The following is a 21440-nucleotide window of genomic DNA, read 5'->3' on the forward strand; positions in this document are numbered from 1 at the left end:
GGCGCGCCGCGCGGGAGTCGACACAATCCGACACCGGATCGCGTTGGCCGCGGAGGGTGGTGTAGCCGGGAGGCGGCGTGACCCCGGCGGACGGTAATGCGAACGAGTTGCAATTAAGCTGGCTCTAAACAAGAATGATTCGCATGATCACCAGACACCTCACTCTGCCCTCCGTCTTCATGATCTCCGCCCTGGCACTGGTCTCCTGCGCCGACGGTGCGTCCGGGGATGGCGAAGCCGCTGAGGGGGAGACCGCCGCATCCGCTGAGCCGACCGCGGCCTCCGATGTCGCCGACGACACCGCCGACGACACCTCCGACGGCGAGGACGAGGCGGCTGCTGAAGCTGCCGTCGTCGAGCCCTCCGACCGGGAGACCCTTGCCGCCGGCGGCCCCAGCCCACGCCTGGCGATCACCCACGACGGCGGGGTCTCGGTGCTCGACGGCGCGAGTCTGGAGGTGCTCAGCGAGCACCAGGCCGAAGGCTTTCTCCGAGTCAACCCTGCCGGCGATGGTCGGCACTTCTTCCTCAGCGAGGGTGAGACCTTCCGGCTGATCGACGGCGGCACCTGGGGCGAGCCGCATGGGGATCACAATGACTACTTCACCACCGATCCGCACCTCAGCGATGTGACCGTGGATGGTCCCGCTCCTGGGCACGTGGTCTCCCACGACGGTGTCGGCACGCTGTTCTTCGACGGCAGCGGCGAGATCCACAGCTATGAGCTCGCTGAGCTCTCCGACCTCGACCTCGGGGCTGACTCGGAGCTGGAGACCGAGGTGGCCGAGACGCAGGAGGCGCACCACGGCGTGGCCGCGGTCTTCGCCGACGGAGGTCGCTTCGAGACCCTGGGCGATGAAGATGGCAGCAACGGTGCGCGCGTGCTGGACGCCGACGGCGAGGAGGTCGCGCGCAGCGAGGAGTGCCCCGGGCTGCACGGCGAGGCGGCAGGCCCCGAGGGCATGATCGCGGTGGGCTGCGAGGACGGCATGATGGTCTTCGACGGCGCCGAGTTCTCCAAGATCGCCGCCGCTGAAGAGTATGCGCGCATCGGCAACCTCTTCCCGGCCGAGGACTCCTCGATCTTCCTAGGGGACTACAACACGGATGAGGACGGCGAAGAGCCGATGACCCAGGTCGCACTCGTGGACGCCGCAGATGAGGAGATCTCCCTGGTCGACCTCGACGCCGCCTATAACTTCCGATCCCTCGCCCGCGGACCTGAGGGCGAAGCCCTCGTCCTCGCCGAGGACGGCCAGCTGCACGTGATCGATGCAGAGACCGGGGAGCACACCGACCATCTGGAGATCATGGAGGAGTGGACCGAGCCGGAGGAGTGGCAGGAGCCGAGCCCGGCCATCCGCGTGGTGGGCGACATCGCCTACATCACCGAGCCCGACGCGCAGGCGCTGCACATGGTGGATCTCGGCTCGATGGAGATCATCAACTCAGCCGAGCTGGACTTCACCCCGAACGAGATCGCCGCGGTCGACGGTCGGCCGGCCGAGGGGGCGGCGGAACATGAGGGTGAACACGGGGAGGACGAGGCCCACGAGGGGCATGGCCACACCGACGACGAGCACGACGATGGTGAGCCCGCCGAAGGCGAGGATGCCGATGACGAGCACGCCGATCATGATCACGCTGAAGACCAGCCCGCCGATGACGAGCACGACGATCATGATCACTGATCCCTCAGTGTCGCGAACTCAGTCCGCTCTCCACGGCTGAGTCCACAGGAAGGGTCGGGGGCACCACGCCTCCGGCCCTTCTTCGTGCCGCCGCTGCGGTCCACCAGGCTCCGCCGATGATCATCGCGCAGCCCATCAGCTGCCAGGCGCTGGGGATGTCGGCGAAGAGCACCGCGGCCAGTGCCACCGCGAAGACCGCGGAGAGCAGCATCAGCGTGCTGGACGCGGTCTCGGAGATCGCGGTCATGGCGACGTTGAAGCAAAGGTAGGTGAGCACCTGGCCCACGAAGGCCAGCGCAAGCATCGCCCCCCATCCGCCCAGCCCCTCCGGCACCTCCAGGCGACCAAGTCCGGTGGCGGCCAGCGCGGTGGTGACCCCTGCCGAGAGGCAGACCAGGCTGAGGATCGTGAAGGGTGCGGACTTGTGGCGCCGAGACTCTTTGGGCGCGGTGCGCCGGATGATCGCCAGGTACAGCGCATACCCGGTGCCTGCCGCGAGTCCGGCCAGCACCCCCGCGAGCTGGACGTTCCCCAGATCCAGTGCGCCGGCGGTCAGCGCCACCCCGGCGAGCATCAGCGGGATGATCAGCGCCAGCTGGCGCATCGGCCGCACGCCCTCCATGGCCCACGCGATCAGCGGCAGGATCACGACCTGCACATTGATCAGCACGGTTGCGATGCCGGGCCCGATCATGTTGATCGAGGTGTTGTAGAAGCTGTAGTCCACGCCCAGCGCGACCCCGGCGATCAGCGCTCCGACCAGTGTGCGGCGCGAGAGCTTGGCCCTTCCCCTGCGGCGCAGCAGCTCCCAGGCCGCCAGCGGCAGCAGCATCGGCACCGCGAGCAGGCAGCGCCAGGCTGCGACGCTCAGCGGCTCGCCGTCGATCGCGGAGATCATCGCCGCAGAGGCGGCCATGGCGAGGGTGCCCACCACCATCAGGGCTACGCCGCGTGCGGGAGTCATCATATGAGTGGTCAGGACTTCACGAGGCGGCGGATGGCTGCCGTGGCTTCCTGGATCTTCTCCTCGGCCTCATCCCCGCCGACGGCGACCGCGTCGGCCACGCAGTGCCGGAGGTGGTCTTCCAGCAGCGCCATCGCCACGTTCTCCAGCGCCGCCGTGGTGGCGCTGATCTGGGTGAGGATGTCGATGCAGTAGGTGTCCTGCTCCACCATCCGGTGGATCCCGCGGGCCTGCCCCTCGATCCGGCGCAGTCGCCCCAGGTAGCGGTCCTTCTGCGTCATATAGCCATGATGCTGCTCCTGGGTCGCAGTGTCGGCAGGGGCATTGGCAGGGATGTTGCCAGGGTCGTCGAGCGCTGCGCTGTCCATGGATCCTCCTCAGGTGGCCGAGGCCACCACTATATGAGCTGTGTTCCACAAATATACCCTGAGGGGGTATATTTGAGAATGTTCTTGCCCCACCATTCGTCTGCCGAGGAGCCCATCATGACCGACACCCGCCGCTACAGCGTCACTGGAATGTCCTGTGGACATTGCGAGAGCGCCATCCGGGCAGAGGTCGAGCAGCTCCCCGGCGTCTCCGGCCTGGAGGTCAGCGCGGACACGGGGCGCCTGGAGATAGCTGTCACCGACGACGCAGTCCTCACCGACGAGACCGTCCTCGCCGCCGTGGACGAGGCCGGCTACGACGCCGTGCGCCAGCTGTGAGCTCGGTGAGCACCGGGCGCATCGAGCTCGAGATCGGCGGGATGACCTGCGCCGCCTGCGCGCAGCGCGTCGAACGAAAGCTCAACAAGCTCGACGGTGTCACGGCCACCGTAAACTACGCCACCGAGAAGGCTGCTGTCCAGATTGCGGATTTCGCAGACCGCGACGCCGCCGACCGCAGCTCCGTCGACCGCGACTCCACCGTCGCGGAGCTCATCGCGGCGGTGGAGAAGACCGGATACAGCGCCCAGGAGCCGGCGCCGCTCACCGAGGAGCCCTCCGCTGCGAGCCCGGCCGCACGGGAGCTGGTCGGGCTGCGTCGTCGTCTGCTGATCTCCGCCGTGCTCACCGTGCCCGTGGTGCTGCTCGCCATGATCCCGGCGCTGCAGTTCCCCTGGTGGAACTGGGTCTCGCTGGCACTGACCCTGCCGGTGGTGCTCTGGGCCGGGTGGCCCTTCCACCGCGCCGCGGCGCTGAATGCGCGCGCCGGCGCCGCCACCATGGACACGCTCATCTCACTGGGCACGCTCGCGGCGCTGCTCTGGTCGCTCTACGCCATGATCTTCGGCGCTGCCGGTGACCCGCGGCTGCGGCACGAGTTCGTGTTCTTCGCCGAGCCGCCCTGGCTCTCCGACGCCGCCCACCACATGGGCGCTGCCAGCATCTACTACGAGGTCGCCGCTGCGGTGACCGTCTTCCTGCTGCTGGGCAGGTACTTCGAGAAGCGCTCCAAGTCCAGCGCCGGGCAGGCGCTGCGCTCGCTGCTCAACATGGGAGCCAAGGAGGTCTCGGTGCTGCGCGACGGCTCCGAGGTGCTCATCCCGGTGCGCGAACTCGCCGTCGGGGACGAGTTCATCGTGCGCCCGGGGGAGAAGATCGCCACCGACGGCACCGTGGTCACCGGCGCGTCCGCGGTGGACATGTCGATGCTCACCGGAGAATCGGTGCCGGTGGAGGTCACCCAGGGTGACAGCGTCACCGGGGCCACGATGAACTCCTCCGGACGACTGATCGTCCGTGCCTCGAGGGTCGGTTCCGACACCCAGCTGGCCCAGATGGCCCATCTGGTTGAGGAGGCGCAGTCGGGCAAGGCCCAGGTCCAGCGGCTGGCAGACCGGATCTCCGGGATCTTCGTGCCCATCGTGCTGGTCATCGCGCTGGTCACCCTGCTGATCTGGCTGTTCCTCGGCCCCTCTGCGGAGTTCGCGTTCACCGCCGCCGTGGCCGTGCTGATCATCGCCTGCCCCTGCGCGCTCGGGCTGGCCACACCCACCGCACTGCTGGTGGGCACCGGCCGCGGCGCGCAGCTGGGGATCCTCATCCGCGGCCCCGAGGTCCTCGAGGCCTCGCGCGGCATCGACACAGTGGTGCTGGACAAGACCGGCACGGTGACCACGGGGGCGATGAAGCTCGCCGCGATGCACTCGGCACGCGCCTGGAGCGCTCCGGATTCCGCTGACGACGACGCCGAGCTGCTCCGTCTCGCCGGCGCGCTGGAGTCAGCCTCCGAGCACCCGATCGCCCGCGCCGTGACCAATGCGGCGCGCGAGACCCTCGGCTCGACCTCCGGGAAGCTGTCTGAGGCGAGCGATTTCACGAACCACCAGGGGTACGGCGTCTCCGGGACGGTCTCCGGGCGCACGGTGACGGTGGGCCGCCGCGAGCTGCTGCGCCAGCAGGGGATCGAGCTTCCGGCCGAGGTCGCCGGGCTGCTCGCCCAGGCCGAGTCGCAGGGATCGACCCCGGTCCTGGTCGCAGTCGACGGCAGCTTCGCCGGGGTTCTGATCGTCTCGGATGCGGTCAAGGACACCTCCGCCGAGGCCGTGGCCCGCTTCTCTGCCATGGGACTCTCTACGGTGCTGCTCACCGGTGACAACGCCGGCGCCGCAGACCGGGTGGCCGCCGAGGTCGGCATCGATGAGGTCATCGCCGAGGCGCTGCCGCAGGACAAGGTGGCCGCGATCATCCGGCTCCAGGAGCAGGGACGGACAGTGGCCATGGTCGGCGACGGCGTCAACGACGCGGCCGCGCTGGCCCAGGCGGATCTGGGCATCGCCATGGGCACGGGCACCGATGTGGCGATCAACGCCGCGGGGATCACTGTCATGCGCGGAGACCTGCGCTCGGTCGTCGATGCTCTGGCGCTCTCGCGCCGGACACTTCGAGTGATCAAGTCCAACCTGTTCTGGGCCTTCGGCTACAACGTCGCCGCCATTCCGCTGGCCGCGCTGGGCCTGCTCAACCCGATGCTCGCCGGCGCCGCGATGGTGTTCTCCTCGCTCTCGGTGGTGGGCAACAGCCTGCGGCTGCGCGGGTTCAAGGGCGTCTGAGCAGAATCTCCGTGGCGTCAGGGTGCCGCGCCGCGGAACCCTGTCTAAGATGAGCCCATGTTGAAGCCATTTCGCCAGGTCGACGTCTTCGGCGACGGACCATTCATGGGCAATCCCGTCGCGGTGATCGCCGAGGCCGAGGGCCTCAGCGACGAGCAGATGCGCACCATCTCGCGCTGGACCAATCTCTCCGAGTGCACCTTCCTGCTGCCGCCGACCACGCCGGAGGCGGACTACCGGGTGCGGATCTTCGCCCTGGACAAGGAGCTGCCCTTTGCCGGGCACCCCACGCTGGGCTCGGCGCGCGCCTGGCTGGACCTCGGGCACGAGCCGCGATCAGCCGGCGTCGTCGTCCAGGAATGCGGTGTGGGTCTGGTTCCGGTGCAGATCGGCGATCACACGCTCTCCTTCGGCGCACCCGGCCTGGTGCGGTCGGGGCCGATCCCGAAGGCGGCCCGCGAGATGCTCACCGACGCGCTCGGCATCACCCCTGATCAGGTGCTGGACGCGGCCTGGGTGGACAACGGTCCCGGGTGGGTCGCACTGCTGCTGGACAACGCCGAGACCGTGCTGGGCGTGACCCCGGATCTGGGCAGGATCACCGATCCGGAGTACCGCTTCCTCGGTGTGGTCGCCCGGCAGCCCGAGGGTGCGGACACCGCTCTCGAGCTGCGCGCCTTCTTCCCAGACGACACCGGCGCGCTGCGCGAGGATCCGGTCACCGGAAGCCTGAACGCCTCGGTGGCGCAGTGGCTGGAGTACTCGGGCAAGATGTCTCCGCCCTACGTGGCCAGCCAGGGCACGGTGCTGCAGCGTCGCGGCCGGGTGCACATCGAGGGCGAGGGCGAGTCGCTCTGGGTCGGCGGCCGGACCGATGTCGCGGTCAGCGGAACCATCGAGGTGGGGGAGCTCGGCCCATCGGTGTGATCCAGGCTCGCGGCGCGACGCTCATTCCGGGCAGGCTCGCGCTGATCGTCGGCCTGCTGGTCTATACGGGGGTGCTCGCCTGGATCGCGCTCGACGGACCAGATCCGCTGCCCGCGCATCTCGGCTTCGATGGGACACCTACACGCTGGGCGTCCAAGACCTGGGTTCTCAGCGCCGCGGCAGTCACAGGGGCGGTGGTGTTCGCGGTGGTCCTCGGCTGCCGAGTGCTGATCAGCCGCGTGAGCCCCGAGCTGCTTTCGCTGCCCTCGACCAGCGCCGAAGCGTACTGGACCACGCCGGAGCGCCGGCCGGAGCTGAACCGGCGGATGAGTTCGGATCTCGAGCTGATCTTCGGCGCCACCTACCTGCTGCTCGCCTGGATCACCGCCGGGCTGGTGCGCGCGGCCGACGGTTCGGGTGATCCCACGCTGACCGTGGCGATCCTGGTCTACGCCGCGGTGCTCGTGGGGGTCACCCTGATGATGTTCAGGAGCCGGCGCTACCGAGCTCCGGAGGGCTGGGCTGATGACTGAGTCGACGGCGCCAGGGTCCTCGACCGCGCTGATCCGGCGGCTGCGCTGATCCGGCGGCCGCGCTGATCCGGCGGCCGCGGCGCGAGGATGCGAATCACATCGCGGCGGCGCACGTGACCACCTGGCAAGAGACTTACACGGACCTGCTCCCCGCCGAGTTCTTCACCGAAGGGCATTCTCGTCAGCGCCGCGAGATGTGGGCACGGATCCTCTCCGAGCAGCGGGCCGAGTGGAGCATCCGGGTCGCAGAGTCCGACGGCGAGATCATCGGCTTCGCGATGGCAGGGCCGGTCAGTCTCTGGGTGGCCAAGCAGAACCCTCGTGCCATGGCGTTCTACCGCCGCAATGGGTTCCGCTGCGACGGAACTGAGAAGCGGGATCCTGGCGCTTCCGCCATCACGGACATCCCGATGGTGCGTCCCTGAGACGGGTCTCGCTGACCCCTCGACATCCCTTCAAACAAAACCAAACTGGCATGAACTGAACTATTGAATCTCACCCTATTAGAAGATATATTCGAATCATGCAGGTTGCACTCACTGATCCGAATGCAGAGCCGCTGCGGGAGTCCCAGCGGCAGCTGAATCGAGGTCAGGCGGAGCAGCTGCGCCTGCTTGTGGACTACGTGGAGTCCTTCCTGCGTGACACCGCGGTGATCGAGCCCGAGCTCATGCGCAGCGCTCGCGGTCATGCGACCGCCGAATCGGCGGCCATCATGAATGCGGCAGAGGCCCTGGGGGCCAGCGAGGGGCACGTGTACACCCAGTACCAACAGGCCTGTTTCGCCCGGCACCACCTGCCGCGAGTGTGGGGCGCGGTGCGTGCCGGAGATGTTCCCGTCCGTTCTCTGGTCCGTGTGATCTCAGCGGCTGAACGCCTCGTCGCTCCGTTGCACCGGGAACGCCTCGACGCCGAGGCCGCGACCTATGCACTGACCCATCGGCCGGCGCGGCTGAACGCCTGGTTGAACCGTTTTGTGGCTCGAATGGAGCCTGACCAGCATGTGCAGCGGTGTCGCCGCAGCCATGCCGAACGCCGGGTATGGCTGGAGCATCTGGAGGATGGAGTCAGCATCCTTCACGCGATGCTGCCCACTCTCACCGCTGAGGCCATCAAGAACCGGTTGGTGGATGTTGCCCGGAGCCCGAGGCAGGACGTCCCCTACGATCCCTGTGTCGAACGGCCGGTGGTGGGGAGGGTCGGCGCCGGGGGTATGACCAGCGCTGCTGGCGCTCCGGGTGGATTCGACTGGCTCGGCCTCCCGGGTGGCGGACCTGATGCTGGGTCGGACGCCGGGTGGGAGGCACCGAAGCTGGGACCCGCCGAGGACCCTGTCGGGGTGGCCGGTGACGGTTCCTCAGAGCGCGCCGCAGCTCCGACGAACCGAGAAGCGGGGGATCCCAGGACCCAGGCCCAGCGGGAGGCAGATCTCGTCTCGCACTGGCTGCTCGCCGGTCAGAGTGAGTCCGGCACACCCATCAACGCCCACGTCGGAATTCTGATCGAGCCCGAGACCTTGCTGTCGGGTTCGGGCTGGGCCACGGGCACGCCTCGGGGTGCTGGGCAGCCCGCGCTGAGCCGAAATCGGCGGCACGCCTATCCGGCAGAGATGATCCGGCGGATCATCCTCAGCGAAGAACATCAGATCACCTGGACCCCGGTGCCGGCGCCGGTCCCAGCCGTCCGGTCCGCTCCATCCGACGCCGCGCCCGCTCCACCGGATGTCGCGTCCGCTCCACACGTGGCGGCGTTCGAGCCCCTGATCCGGGTCTATGAGAGCCGATTCGTGCCCAAGCTCCTTCGTCGGGCCATCGAGTTCCGCGATGGCACCTGCCAAGCGCCGGGATGCATGGTTGCAGCTGAGCACTGCGACATCGATCATCAGATCCCATGGCCCCACGGCCAGACCACGGCGGCCAACCTGTGGGCGCTGTGTCGCAAACATCATCGGCTCAAGACCGCAGGTTTCCTGGACGTTCCCGCCGACCGTCCACCCCCGGCGAGCCCGTAGGCCGGCCCTGATGACAGCACCCCTGGGGGAGTGTTGCCAGCGCGAAGATCCTGCCCAGGTTTCCGGTCTGCGGCCCTGTCCGATGCCCCGGTGTGGGGTCCGTCGCCACGAAGGATCCCATGACCGACGAATACCGACATTCCGCCTCCGGCCTGACCTCCGGGTAGGAGGAGCGGCAGGTGCTGGAAAACATCAACCAGGTGCGGCGCTGCGCCTCGCATATCGTCGCGATGTAGGACGGCCGCATCGCCGCCGAAGGCACCGCGTCTTCGGTGTCGACTTGCGCGTGATCGAGGACCCAGGGGCCGGCGCCGCTGATGATCCCCAAGGCGCCGGTGCACCGACTCGCCGGCTGAGCGGCTACCGGCTCAGCCGTGACCACAGCTCAGCGTCGAAGGACTCCGGAGCCAGCGCAGACATGTGCCGTACGGCATTGTCGAGCTTCAACCGCCAGGCCCGCACTGCAGCTTCGGCGTCTCCGGCCAGCACCGCGGTCAGGATGCGCCGGTCATCGCTGACGATGCGCTCCACCGCGGGGCTGTAGTCCAGGCGCAGCACGGCGATGAACATCCGCACCCGCAGGGTCAGTGCGTGGAACCCCCGCGCGGACTGGCTCAACCCGGACGCCTCCGCCAGCTCCTGCTGAAATTGCAGATCCGTCAGACCGACATCGAACCGGGTGCCCTGAATCGCCGCCGCCTCCACCGCCCCCAGCGCCAGTCGGACCGGCAGCATCCGGTGCCGGGGCTGCACCGCGCAGGCCCTGAGCAGGACCATCCCGAGGTGCAGTCGGGCTGCGTACAGGTCGACGACGTCCGCCCCGGTCACTGCGGGAACCCTGAAGCTTCCCTGATGGAAGTCCAACAGCCCATCATCGACCAGTCGGCTCATCGCCGCGCGGACGGCGCTGCGGCCGAGTCCGAGTTGACTGCCGAGCACGTCAGGAGAGAGGCGGTCGCCCGCGAGGAAGCCCGAATTGGTGATCTCCCGGCGCAGTGCGATGGCGATCTGTTCAGTCACCGAGAGCTCCACCTGGGAGAACCAGCGGTTCCGCGGCGACCGCTCCGGGTCGGTGGGCAGCGCGGCATCTTCGGCGCCCAATTCGGAATCTGAGTCAGAAGAAAATTCGTTTTGCTGGGCCCCTCGCTGCCACTCTGTGCCGTGCAGTCCTCGTCCGGCACGTCGGGCCAGGAGATCCAGCAGGTCACCGGGAATCGCGTCGGCGGTCGGCGCACAGAGGCTGAGCAGTGCAGCTGTGCGGTCGAGGAACTGATCCCAATCGGGGGCATTGGCGTCCCAGCAGGCGCTCAGCTGGTCTGGGTCGTGAACGGCGACCTCTGCGGGGTGAGCCGCGCCGGCATCCCGGACCCGCCAGCGCGCGGCCTCCGAAGCGTGCAATGAGGCCATCAGGGCAGTGGACCGACGTTCCGCGACGGTCTGCTGCCGGATGGCGGTTCTCGCCTGAGGGGCGAAGCGCAAGATGATTCGCGGGAACCTCACCTGCAGCTCCGTCACGACCAGGTCGCCGACCGCCGGATCCGGAGCCCCGCCGAGCCGTTCGTCCCCGCAGTCGCCATCGGTGCCCCCACCGGCCCCGCCTGCGCGGGCCCGCCGGATCCTCCGGCAGGCGCGGCTGACCAGCGTCTGGCTCAGTCCGGTGAGCTCGGCGATGCGCCGGGTGGAGAAGTCCGGTGTGCTCACCCTCGCCCCGGCCGTCGCGAGCACGCTGGCCACGATGTCATCAGCCGTGTCCTGGATCCGCGGGCGGCCCCGACCGGTGGTCTGCATGCTTGCCAGTCTCCACCATTTATGACTCAAAAGATACGGAGAAAACCCGTCATGGGGTGCTTCCCGAGTGTGTGACGACACACACTGGAAGTCAGTAGACCGAGCACTCCGACAGCTGAACCCGCATCCTTGCGTGAAATGAGGCCCCGATGTCCACTCAGAACACCGCCGAGCTCACCGACCTTTCCGAGGCCGCAGTCTCCAAGGTCACCCGCTGGCTGCAGCGCGGCCCCGGTGAGACGGGTTCCAGCAAGCCCAGCAAGCAGAGCAAGAACCACGCCGCCGCGGACAAGTCCGCCCAGCGACTCTCCGCTGTGCTCTCCCACCCCAACGGCCTGGACTTCACGGTGGGATTCGTGGACCGGGTCATCCGCACCGAGGACACCAGGGCCGCCGCCTCCGCGCTCGCTGAGCTGGGCGGACTCGCCCCAGACACGCTCTCCTCGCTGGACCGGGCGCAGATCCGCGCCGGCAGCGCGCTGGCCAAGACGCTGCCCGACGTCGTCGTCCCCGCGGCCCGCGCGCGGATGCGATCCATGGTCGGTCACATGGTCGTCGATGCCCGAGACAAGCCCTTCGGCAAGGCCGTGGCTTCGATCAAGCAGGACGGGCATCGGCTGAACATCAACCTCCTCGGCGAGGCGGTGCTCGGAGAGGCTGAGGCGGACAAGCACCTGCAGGACACCGTCGACCTGTTGCGCCGCGATGACGTCGACTACGTCTCCATCAAGGTCTCCTCCATCGCCTCGCAGATCTCCATGTGGGGCTTCGAGCAGACCGTGGACTATGTGGTCGCCCGGCTCATCCCGATGTACCAGGAGGCGGCCAAGGCCCCCGCGGGATCCAAGTTCATCAACCTGGACATGGAGGAGTACCGCGACCTCAACCTGACCATCGCGGTGTTCAAGACCCTGCTCTCGCGCCCCGAGCTGAAGCACTACGAGGGTGGCATCGTGCTGCAGGCCTACCTCCCGGATGCGCTCGGCGCGACCCAGGAGCTTGCTCAGTTTGCCAACGCCCGGGTCGCGGCAGGCGGAGCAGGGATCAAGATCCGCCTGGTCAAGGGCGCGAACCTGGCTGTGGAGAAGGTCCACGGCGAAATCGCCGGCTGGCCCCAGGTCACCTGTGAGTCCAAGGAGGCCACGGACGCGAACTACAAGCTCGTCCTGCACTGGCTGCTGACCGAGGAGAACATGGCAGGGGTGCGGATCGGAGTGGCCGGACACAACCTCTTCGACATCGCTTTCGCCCACCTGCTCGGCGCCGAGCGCGGTGTCACCGGGCAGATGGAATTCGAGATGCTCCAGGGCATGGCCACCGAGCAGGCCGAGGCGGTCAGCGCCGACGTCGGCCAGCTGCTGCTCTACGTCCCGGCAGTGCGCCCCGCCGAGTTCGACGTGGCCATCTCCTACCTGGTCCGCCGGCTCGAGGAGAACGCTGCCAGCGAGAACTTCATGTCAGGCATCTTCGAGCTGGAGGTGGACGGCTCCGGCCGCGGCAGCGAGGTCTTCGAGCGCGAGGCCCAGCGCTTCCGTGACTCGTTGGCGCTGCTGGAAGAGATCCTCAGCAAGCACGGCCACACCGCGCCCGGCCCGCAGCACACCCAGGATCGCAGTCTCGAAGAGCGGCAGGGTGCTGAAGCGCTGTCGAGCGCGGGCGAGCTGAAGAGCGACGACGCCGCCGCCCTCCCGCCCTTCGTGAACGAGCCCGATACCGATCCCGCGCTGCCGGCGAACCAGCGCTGGGCCGCGGACGCCGTTGCCCGCGCGTCACAGCCAGGCTGGCTGGAGGGTCAGTCGCTGCCGGAGAAGATCAGCGGCGAGCGCATCGACGAGCTGGTGGCCCAGGCGCGCGCGGCGGCCGAGCCGTGGGCGGCGCGCCCCGCCGTCGAACGGGCCCGCATCCTCTACCGGGCCGCAGACATCCTGGCTGCGCGTCGTGGACATCTGGTCTCGATCGCCGCGGCTGAAGTGGGCAAATCCGTGGCCCAGACGGATCCGGAGATCTCCGAGGCGATCGACTTCGCCCGCTACTACGCGCACAGTGCCCTGGAGATCGAGCAGGTCGAGCATGCCCGGTTCATCCCGGACCGCCTGGTGCTGATCACCCCGCCGTGGAACTTTCCGCTCGCCATCCCGGCAGGCGGCACCTTCGCCGCGCTGGCCGCCGGTGCCGCGGTGATCCACAAGCCCTCGAACCACACTCCGCACTGTTCGATGGCGATCCTGGATGCGCTCTGGGATGCGGGCGTTCCGCGCGAGGTGCTGCACGGGGTCTATCCCTTCGAGGGCGCGGACGGCAAGCGCCTGGTCTCCCACGACGGAATCGACCGGGTGATCCTCACCGGCGCCTCCGAGACCGCCGCGATGTTCCGCTCCTGGAAGCCCGCGCTGGCGATCAATGCCGAGACCTCCGGCAAGAACGCCTTGATCGTCACCCCCTCGGCGGACCGCGACCTGGCAGTGGCGGACCTGGTCACCTCGGCCTTCGGCCACGCCGGGCAGAAGTGCTCCGCCGCCTCGCTGGGCATCCTGGTGGGCAGCGTCTATGACTCGGAGCGGTTCCGCCGCCAGCTGGTGGACGCCGCCTCATCGATGGTCGTGGACTGGCCGAGCAGCCTTGCCGCCACCGTCGGCCCGCTGACCGAGGAGCCCAGCGAGAAGCTGCGCCGCGCGCTCACGACCCTTGAGCCCGGTGAGTCCTGGCTCCTGGAGCCCAGGCAGCTCGATGACACCGGCCTGCTGTGGTCCCCGGGAATCAAGGACGGCGTGAAGCCCGGATCCTTCTTCCACCTCACCGAGGTGTTCGGACCGGTGCTGGGGCTGATGGAGGCCACTGACCTGGACGAGGCCATCGCCGCGCAGAACCAGGTCGACTTCGGGCTCACCGGTGGCATCCACTCGCTGGAGCCCGCGGAGGTGAGCACCTGGCTGGACAGGGTTCAAGTCGGCAACGCCTATGTCAACCGGGGCATCACCGGAGCGATCGTCCAGCGCCAGTCGTTCGGCGGCTGGAAGCAGTCCTCGGTGGGGCTGGGCTCCAAGGCCGGCGGCCCCAACTATGTCATGCTCTTCGGTCGCTGGGAAGATGACATGGTGGGTGCCGCGGCTCCTGCCGGAGGCTCCGCCAGGGCTGTGGTCGAGGAGAGTGTGGGGAGGCTCATGGACTCAGCCGTCAGCTCCGGGATCGTCTCCGGGGCTGATCGCTCCTGGCTCGCAGCGGCCGCCGCCGATGATCAGCGCTGGTGGGAGGCCGAGTTCGGTCAGCCCGCTGACCGCACCGGGCTGGAGAGCGAGGCGAACATCTTCCGGTACCTCGGTGAGGACGTGCTGCTGCGCGTGGGCGTGGACGCCACCGCGGTTCAGCTGCTGCGCGCGCTGGTCGCAGCCCAGCGCGCCGGGGCAGAGGTGAGCATCTCGGCGTACCCCAAGCTGCCGCCCGCGACTGCGAAGGCGCTGGAGCTGGGGCGCAGGACGCTGAAGCTGACGGTGACCCAGGAGACCACGGGTCAGTTCTCCACGGCGCTTGCCGCCGGTGTGCATGACCGCGGAGTCGGGGTGCGGGTGCGTGTGCTCGGCGCCGTGGACTCCGAGCTGCGCACGCGGCTCGCGGAGCGCCCTGAGGTGGCGCTGATCGCCGATGAGGTCACCGCCTCCGGCCGGGTGGAGCTGCGCTATTGGCTCAAGGAGCAGGCGGTCTCGATGACCCTGCACCGCTTCGGAAACCCCGCGCGGGACTTCCACCGATTGGCGCAGGAGCTCAAGCGGCCGGTGGTCTGAGGCTTGACCAGGTCACTCGCCGAGGCGGATTCGCAAGGTGTACGCCGCCGACAGTTCTTCGGCGGCAGTCCGGATCCTCGGTCTGCACGGCCTGAGACTGCGCGCGCTGAGACTGCGTGCGCTGAGACTGCGCGGCCTGACCGAGCAGCGGCAGGAACGCCCGGCTGGCGCGCAGCGTCGGCGGCTCGGGCTCAGTGAACACGTCCAGCCCTGCACCGCGGGCGGCCCTGCCGTCCTGTCAAGGGTCTCCGCGCTGGTCATCGGCTCCAGGGCGGTGAGCGCGCTGGTGTGCGTGAAGGGAGTCCTTCCACTTGGTGCGGCCGAGGCAGCTCCCTATCCTGGGGGGATGCGTCACAACCCGGATTACGCCCTCGAGGACCTCGAGGCCATCAAGGACCTGATCACTGCGCACCCCTGGTGCACCTTCGTGGCACACACCCCGGCGGGCCTCGTCGCCTCGCACTACCCGGTGATCCTCGAGGCCCAGGCCGACGACGACGGCGGGCTCGTCCTGCTCAGCCATGTCGGTCGGCCCGATGAGGCCAAGCTCGGGCTGGGTGGTGCTGGCGGGACCGAGCCGAGCGAGCTGCTCGCGATCATCCAAGGGCCGCACGGCTACATCTCACCGAGCTGGTACGGCAGCCGCCCGAATGTGCCCACCTGGAACTTCGCCGCGGCGCACCTCTATGGCGTGCCCGAGGTCCTCTCCGAGACCGAGAACCTCTCCGTGCTGCACCGCCTCGTGGAGCACTTCGAGCGCCCGCTCCCGGACCCGCACCTGCTCGACGCCACGGAGGAGAACAGCGAATACGCCCAGCGGATCGTGCGCGGGACCGTCGGGTTCCGGCTGCGCGTCACCCGCATCGAGGCCAAGGAGAAGATGAGCCAGGACAAGTCCATGGAATCAGTGCGCAACATCATCGATGAGCTGCGCGGCACCGGCCCCTATGCGGACCCGGCGCTGGCAGATCGGATGTCCCGGGTGAATGAGGCGGCACTGAATGAGGCGGCACTGCGGGAGACCGCTGTGAAGGGAGATGCCCGATGAATCCAACGTCACGGCGTTCTGACTCGCTGATCCTGCGCAACGTCCGGCTCCCCGGTGGGGATGGCGCGCTGACCTCGGGCCCGGTCCTGCACGATGTGCACCTGGTGGATGGGCGGGTGGCATCCCTGGCCCCCGCCGGGCCGGGGGCCCGGCGGGGAGGAGCTGCAGGCGCCGACTCCCTGGACGCCGACGGCCGCTTCCTGATCCCTGGGCTGTGGGACCACCACGTGCACTTCACCCAGTGGGTGATCGCGCGGCGGCGCCTCGACCTCGCCGCGACCACCAGCGCGGCAGAGGTGCTGCAGCTGGTGCGCGGGGCGCTCAGCTCCGACCCGGCGCTCGCGGTGGAAGGTTCGGAACAGGCGGGCTCTGGCGTCGTCGGGTACGGGTTCCGGGATGGGCTCTGGCCCGACCTTCCCTCGCTGAGCAGCCTGGACGAGGCGACCGGTTCGGTGCCGGTGGGCCTGATCAGCGGCGATTTGCACTGCATGTGGCTCAACACCGCGCTGCAGACTCGACTGGGAGTCTCCACGGACGCCAGCGGGCTGCTGCGCGAGGCGGACTCCTTCGCCGTGATGGACCAGCTCCAGGACCCCGCCGCGCTGACCCCCGAGATCTACCGGCAGACCGCTCAGGCGGCGGCGAAGCGTGGGGTGGTGGGGATCGTCGAGTTCGAGAATGCCGACAACATCTCCCAGTGGCCGCTGCGCACCGCGGCCGGAGTGGATTCGTTGCGCGTGGAGGTGTCCGTCTGGCCCGACCGGCTGCAGTCGGCGCTGCTGGCGGGGATCTCCACCGGCGATGCGCTCGATGAGCGCGGACTGGTGACCATGGGGCCGCTGAAGGTGATCTCCGACGGTTCGCTGAACACCCGCACCGCCTGGTGCTGGGACCCCTATCCGGAGGTGGACCTGATGCATCCGCACAGCTGCGGGATGCAGACGGTGCCGATGGATGAGCTGCAGGATGTGATGCGTCAGGCCCGCGACGGGGGGATCGCCGCGGCGATCCACGCGATCGGGGACCGGGCGAACAGCGCCGTGCTCGACGCGTTCGAGGCGCTGGCCATGCCGGGAGTGATCGAACATGCCCAGCTGCTGCGCTGGGAGGACATCCCGCGCTTCGCCCGGCTCGGACTCACCGCCAGCGTGCAGCCCGAACATGCGATGGATGACCGTGACGTGGCCGATGCATATTGGGCCGGGCGCACCGATCGGGCCTTCCCGCTGGACGCGCTCACCCGCGCCGGGGTGCCGCTGCGGCTGGGCTCCGATGCGCCGGTCGCCCCGCTGGACCCGTGGGTGGCCATCGCCGCGGCGGTGAGTCGAAGCCGCGACGGCCGGGACGCGTGGCATCCGGAGCAGCGCCTGGACCCGGCCACCGCGCTCGCGGCAGCCACCCGCGGGGGCACCGCAAAGGGAAGTCACCAGGTCAGCGAGGGAGACGCGGCGGATCTGGTGCTCGTGGAGACCGATCCTCTCGCTGATCCTCAAGCCGTCGGTCTGCGTGAGATGGGCGTCTCCGCGACGCTGCTCGGCGGTCGGCTGACCTACGACGGGATCAGCTGAGCGGCTCGGAGTGAGCGAAGCGCGTCAGTCTCTCCGGGCCTGGTGCGCCAGCAGCGCCGCCAGGCAGCCGCCGTAGAGCACGATGGTGATCATCCCGACCGGGAGATCGGACTCAGGCGCAAGCAGGGCTCCTTCATGGCTGCTGGAAACCTGGTCGCGCCAGCTGAGCTCCGCCCGCCTGAGGGCAGTGTCAGCACCGGGCATACCGGTTCCACGCCGCCCATGGGACAATCAGTGCGATGTCATCTTCGAAGAACTCGCGCCCCGAACCGTCCAGCTCCGCGCCCAAGCAGGGGCCGGCCCGCAGTGCCTCCGGGGCGCCGAAAACCGCAGCCGGCGGTCCGCCGAGAAGCTCCACATCGGCTCCGCCCGCAGATGCCACGCGTCCGCAGATCCGGCCCAAGGCAGAGGGCTGGAAGCAGCCTATGGACGCCGAGGGTCGACCGAAGCTCCAGTTCGCGCAGCCCAAGGTCAAGCAGCCGCCCAAGCACCTGGCGGACATGACCCTGGACGAGCGGATCGCCCGGGCCAAGGAGCTGGGCATCTCCGGCTTCCGCGCCAAGCAGCTCTCGGTGCACTACTTCCGGCACTACACCTCGGACCCGGAGCAGATGACCGATCTGCCCGCCGAGACCCGCGAACAGCTGGTCGAGGAGTTCCTGCCCCCGCTGCTCACCGAGGTCCGCCGGCTCAAGACCGACGACGGCGCCACGATCAAGTTCCTCTGGCGGCTCTTCGACGGCGCCATGATCGAGTCGGTGCTGATGCGCTACCGCAGCCGGATCACGCTGTGCATCTCCTCGCAGTGCGGCTGTGGGATGAACTGCCCCTTCTGCGCCACCGGCCAGAACGGACTGACCCGCAACATGTCTTCGGCTGAGATCGTGGACCAGATCGTCCAGGCCAACCGGGCCATCGCCGCCGGAGAGCTCGACGCGCCGAACGCCGCCGAGATCGCCGACGAAGCCGACCATGCGGCCCTGGGCGAGGAGACCGACTTCGCGGAGTCCGAGGAATCGGCAGCCGCGGGCAAGGGCGCGTCGTCGTCCCCAGGCGTGGGCCCGCAGCGGGTCTCCAACATCGTCTTCATGGGGATGGGCGAGCCGCTGGCGAACTACAAGCGGGTGATGAACGCCGTGCGCCGGATGGTGGATCCCGCGCCGGAGGGCCTCGGGATGAGCGCCCGCGGGATCACCATCTCCACCGTGGGACTGGTCCCGGCGATCCGCAAGCTCGCCGATGAGAACCTGCCGATCACCTTCGCGCTGAGCCTGCACGCCCCCGACGACGAGCTGCGCGACGAGCTCATCCCGGTGAACTCGCGCTGGAAGGCCGATGAGGCCATCGACGCGGCGTACCACTACTACAAGACCACCGGCCGGCGGGTGTCCATCGAGTACGCACTGATCAAGGACATGAACGATCACCAGTGGCGCGCCGAGCTGCTGGCCGAGAAGCTCAACGCCCGCGGCCGCGGCTGGGTGCACGTGAACCCGATCCCGCTGAACCCCACCCCGGGATCGATCTGGACCTCCTCGGAGCCCGACGTGATGCGAGCCTTCGTGAACCGGCTCGAGTCACTCGGGGTGCCCACCACGCTGCGCGACACCCGCGGCAAGGAGATCGACGGCGCCTGCGGCCAGCTCGCCGCCGCTGAGGACTGACACCTAAGGACTGTCTGCCCATGAACGAGTCCGCACGCCGCCACGACGTCATCGAGGTGATCGGTGCGCGGGAGAACAACCTCAAGGGCTTCAGTCTGCAGATCCCGAAGCGGGCGCTCACGGTCTTCACCGGGGTCTCCGGCTCGGGGAAGTCCTCACTGGTCTTCGGGACCATCGCCGCGGAGTCTCAACGGATGATCAACGAGACCTACAGCGCCTTCCTGCAGGGGTTCATGCCCAGCCTGAACCGGCCAGATGTCGAGGACCTGCAGGGCCTGACCGCGGCGATCGTGGTCAACCAGGAGCGCCTCGGCGCGAACATCCGCTCCACGGTGGGCACCGTGACCGATGTCAACACACTGCTGCGGATCCTCTTCAGCCGAATCGGGGAGCCGCACATCGGCTCCCCGCAGGCCTTCTCCTTCAACGTGGCAAGCATCAGCGGGGCCGGCGCGGTCAGCTTCGAACGCGGCGGAGAGACCACCAAGGAGCGCCGCGAATTCAGCGTCACCGGCGGCATGTGCCCGCGCTGTGACGGCCGCGGCCAGATCAACGACATCGACGTCGCCCAGCTCATCGATGACACCAGGTCGCTGAACGAGGGCGCCATCACCGTGCCCGGGTACAAGGCCGGCGGATGGTCGGTGCGGTACTACTCCGAGTCCGGCTTCTTCGATCCGGACAAGCCGGTGCGGGACTACACCGAGCAGGAACGTCACGACCTGCTGCACCGCGAGCCCGAGAAGGTCAGCATCGGCGGGATCAACATGACCTACCAGGGCCTGGTGCCGCAGGTGCGCAAGTCCATGCTCGCCAAGGACCGCGACGCGATGCAGCCCCATATCCGGGCCTTCGTGGACCGCGCGGTCACCTTCGTCACCTGCCCCGAATGTGACGGGACCAGGTTGAGCGCGCTCACCCGCTCGGTGACGGTCAGGGGCCGCAACATCGCCGAGGTCTGCGCGATGCAGCTCAGCGACCTCGCCGAGTGGCTGCGCGCACTGGAGGCGCCCGCCGTCGCGCCGCTGCGCGCCTCGCTGCTGGAGACCGTGGAACACTTCATCGACATCGGGCTGGGCTACCTGAGCCTGGATCGCCCCGCCGGCACGCTCTCCGGCGGCGAGGCGCAGCGGGTGAAGATGATCCGCCACCTCGGCTCGGCGCTGACCGACATCACCTATGTCTTCGACGAGCCCACCATCGGGCTGCACCCGCATGACATCGCCCGGATGAACACGATGCTGCTGCGGCTGCGCGACAAGGGCAACACCGTGTTGGTGGTCGAGCACAAGCCCGAGACCATCGAGATCGCCGATCATGTGGTGGACCTGGGCCCTCGGGCAGGGGAGGCCGGCGGTGAGCTCTGCTTCGAGGGCACCGTTGCGGCGCTGCGCGGCAGCGCGACGCTGACCGGCCGGCACCTCGGCTACCGGGCGCAGGTCAAGGACCAGGTCCGTGATTCCAGCGGAGCGCTGGAGATCCGGGGTGCGCGGACCAACAACCTGCGCGACGTCGACGTGGACATCCCCACCGGAGTGCTCACCGTGATCACCGGGGTGGCCGGATCGGGGAAGTCCACGCTGATCGAAGGCAGCCTCGCCGGACGCGAGGGGGTGGCCTTCATCGACCAGGCCGGGATCAAGGGCTCCAGCCGCTCGAACCCCGCCACCTACACGGGGCTCCTGGAGCCCATCCGCAAGGCCTTCGCCAAGGCCAACGGGGTCAAGCCCGCACTGTTCAGTGCGAACTCCGAAGGAGCCTGCCCCACCTGCGGCGGCGCGGGGGTCATCTATACCGAGCTGGGCGTGATGGAGACCGTGGCGAGTCCGTGCGAGGACTGCGAGGGCCGCCGCTTCCGCCGCGAGGTGCTTGCCTACACGCTGGGCGACCTGAACATCAGCCAGGTGCTCAACCTCTCGGTGGATCAGGCGCAAGAGTTCTTCTCCGGCGGAGCAGCCCGGCTGCCCGCCGCCACCAAGATCCTCACCCGACTCTCCGACGTCGGACTCGGCTACCTGCGGCTGGGGCAGCCGCTGAACACCCTCTCCGGAGGCGAGCGGCAGCGGATCAAGCTGGCCACGAAGATGTCCGACCCCGGCGGGGTCTACGTCCTGGACGAGCCCACCACCGGGCTGCACCTGGCCGATGTGGAGAACCTGCTGGGCCTGCTCGATCGGCTCGTGGACTCCGGCACCTCTGTGGTGGTGATCGAACACCACCAGGCGGTGATGGCCCATGCCGACTGGATCATCGATCTGGGTCCCGGCGCCGGCACCGACGGCGGGCGGGTGGTCTTCACCGGCACCCCGGCGCAGCTGATCCATGAGGCTGAGACGCTCACCGCTGAACACCTGGGGCGTTACGTGACCGGGTGAGCCCGAGTCAGGTTAGGATTTTGCAGCTGCTGTGAGGACTGTCCGATCTGGCCGC

General features: G+C 68.7%; 16 protein-coding genes. 12 read left to right on the forward strand and 4 right to left on the reverse strand.

Annotated features, from left to right (window positions below):
* Positions 1-143 precede the first annotated feature (143 nt).
* Positions 144-1691, forward strand: coding sequence for a hypothetical protein (locus LTH96_RS00580; RefSeq protein ID WP_241463676.1), 1548 nt, complete (start codon positions 144-146; stop codon positions 1689-1691).
* A gap of 4 nt (positions 1692-1695) precedes the next feature.
* On the opposite strand, the gene LTH96_RS00585 is transcribed toward LTH96_RS00580, so the two are convergent.
* Together LTH96_RS00585 and LTH96_RS00590 are read right to left on the reverse strand one after the other, a co-directional pair.
* Complete coding sequence (locus LTH96_RS00585; RefSeq protein WP_241463677.1) at positions 1696-2658, reverse strand: DMT family transporter; 963 nt, start codon at positions 2656-2658, stop codon at positions 1696-1698.
* A gap of 8 nt (positions 2659-2666) precedes the next feature.
* Positions 2667-3023 carry a metal-sensitive transcriptional regulator gene (locus LTH96_RS00590; protein ID WP_370642679.1) on the reverse strand — a complete coding sequence of 119 codons (357 nt, stop codon included), beginning with the start codon at positions 3021-3023 and terminating at the stop codon, positions 2667-2669.
* Positions 3024-3140: 117 nt separating this feature from the next.
* On the opposite strand from LTH96_RS00590, the gene LTH96_RS00595 reads away from it, so the two are divergent.
* The 6 genes from LTH96_RS00595 to LTH96_RS00620 all read left to right on the forward strand — a co-directional run bounded on the left by LTH96_RS00595 (position 3141) and on the right by LTH96_RS00620 (position 9163).
* On the forward strand, positions 3141-3362 hold the full coding sequence (locus tag LTH96_RS00595) for a heavy-metal-associated domain-containing protein (protein WP_241463678.1): 222 nt from the start codon (positions 3141-3143) through the stop codon (positions 3360-3362).
* Between the two features lie 5 nt (positions 3363-3367).
* Positions 3368-5692 carry a heavy metal translocating P-type ATPase gene (locus LTH96_RS00600; RefSeq protein ID WP_370644349.1) on the forward strand — a complete coding sequence of 775 codons (2325 nt, stop codon included), beginning with the start codon at positions 3368-3370 and terminating at the stop codon, positions 5690-5692.
* Between the two features lie 57 nt (positions 5693-5749).
* Complete coding sequence (locus tag LTH96_RS00605; RefSeq protein ID WP_241463679.1) at positions 5750-6619, forward strand: PhzF family phenazine biosynthesis protein; 870 nt, start codon at positions 5750-5752, stop codon at positions 6617-6619.
* Complete coding sequence (locus tag LTH96_RS00610; RefSeq protein ID WP_241463680.1) at positions 6616-7152, forward strand: DUF1648 domain-containing protein; 537 nt, start codon at positions 6616-6618, stop codon at positions 7150-7152. Before LTH96_RS00605 ends, LTH96_RS00610 begins: the two co-directional genes overlap by 4 nt.
* A gap of 113 nt (positions 7153-7265) precedes the next feature.
* On the forward strand, positions 7266-7577 hold the full coding sequence (locus LTH96_RS00615; RefSeq protein WP_241463681.1) for a hypothetical protein: 312 nt from the start codon (positions 7266-7268) through the stop codon (positions 7575-7577).
* 98 nt (positions 7578-7675) lie between these two features.
* The gene (locus LTH96_RS00620) at positions 7676-9163 is read left to right on the forward strand and encodes an HNH endonuclease signature motif containing protein (protein ID WP_241463682.1); all 1488 of its coding nucleotides are present in this window, start codon (positions 7676-7678) and stop codon (positions 9161-9163) included.
* Positions 9164-9523: 360 nt separating this feature from the next.
* Here the strand turns inward: LTH96_RS00620 and LTH96_RS00625 are convergent, their stop codons facing one another.
* A complete protein-coding gene (locus tag LTH96_RS00625) occupies positions 9524-10951 on the reverse strand; it encodes a GntR family transcriptional regulator (protein ID WP_241463683.1) in 1428 nt (475 codons plus the stop codon).
* 149 nt (positions 10952-11100) lie between these two features.
* On the opposite strand from LTH96_RS00625, the gene LTH96_RS00630 reads away from it, so the two are divergent.
* Genes LTH96_RS00630 through LTH96_RS00640 form a run of 3 tightly spaced genes read left to right on the forward strand, consistent with a single transcriptional unit; the run spans position 11101 to position 17346 of the window.
* The gene (locus LTH96_RS00630; protein WP_241463684.1) at positions 11101-14730 is read left to right on the forward strand and encodes a bifunctional proline dehydrogenase/L-glutamate gamma-semialdehyde dehydrogenase; all 3630 of its coding nucleotides are present in this window, start codon (positions 11101-11103) and stop codon (positions 14728-14730) included.
* Between the two features lie 37 nt (positions 14731-14767).
* The gene (locus LTH96_RS00635) at positions 14768-15778 is read left to right on the forward strand and encodes an FMN-binding negative transcriptional regulator (protein WP_241463685.1); all 1011 of its coding nucleotides are present in this window, start codon (positions 14768-14770) and stop codon (positions 15776-15778) included.
* Complete coding sequence (locus LTH96_RS00640; RefSeq protein ID WP_241463686.1) at positions 15775-17346, forward strand: amidohydrolase; 1572 nt, start codon at positions 15775-15777, stop codon at positions 17344-17346. The genes LTH96_RS00635 and LTH96_RS00640 overlap by 4 nt, the downstream gene beginning before the upstream one ends.
* Positions 17347-17370: 24 nt before the next feature.
* On the opposite strand, the gene LTH96_RS00645 is transcribed toward LTH96_RS00640, so the two are convergent.
* The gene (locus LTH96_RS00645; RefSeq protein ID WP_241463687.1) at positions 17371-17550 is read right to left on the reverse strand and encodes a hypothetical protein; all 180 of its coding nucleotides are present in this window, start codon (positions 17548-17550) and stop codon (positions 17371-17373) included.
* A 35-nt stretch (positions 17551-17585) separates the two neighbouring features.
* Here LTH96_RS00645 and rlmN point away from each other — a divergent pair, with 35 nt between their 5' ends.
* Positions 17586-19010: a 23S rRNA (adenine(2503)-C(2))-methyltransferase RlmN gene (rlmN, locus tag LTH96_RS00650; RefSeq protein WP_370644350.1), complete on the forward strand. Its 1425-nt coding sequence runs from the start codon at positions 17586-17588 to the stop codon at positions 19008-19010.
* A gap of 20 nt (positions 19011-19030) precedes the next feature.
* On the forward strand, positions 19031-21385 hold the full coding sequence (locus LTH96_RS00655) for an excinuclease ABC subunit UvrA (RefSeq protein ID WP_241463688.1): 2355 nt from the start codon (positions 19031-19033) through the stop codon (positions 21383-21385).
* Positions 21386-21440 lie beyond the last annotated feature (55 nt).

This window comes from Nesterenkonia sp. LB17, from assembly GCF_022565915.1.
GTDB lineage: Bacteria > Actinomycetota > Actinomycetes > Actinomycetales > Micrococcaceae > Nesterenkonia.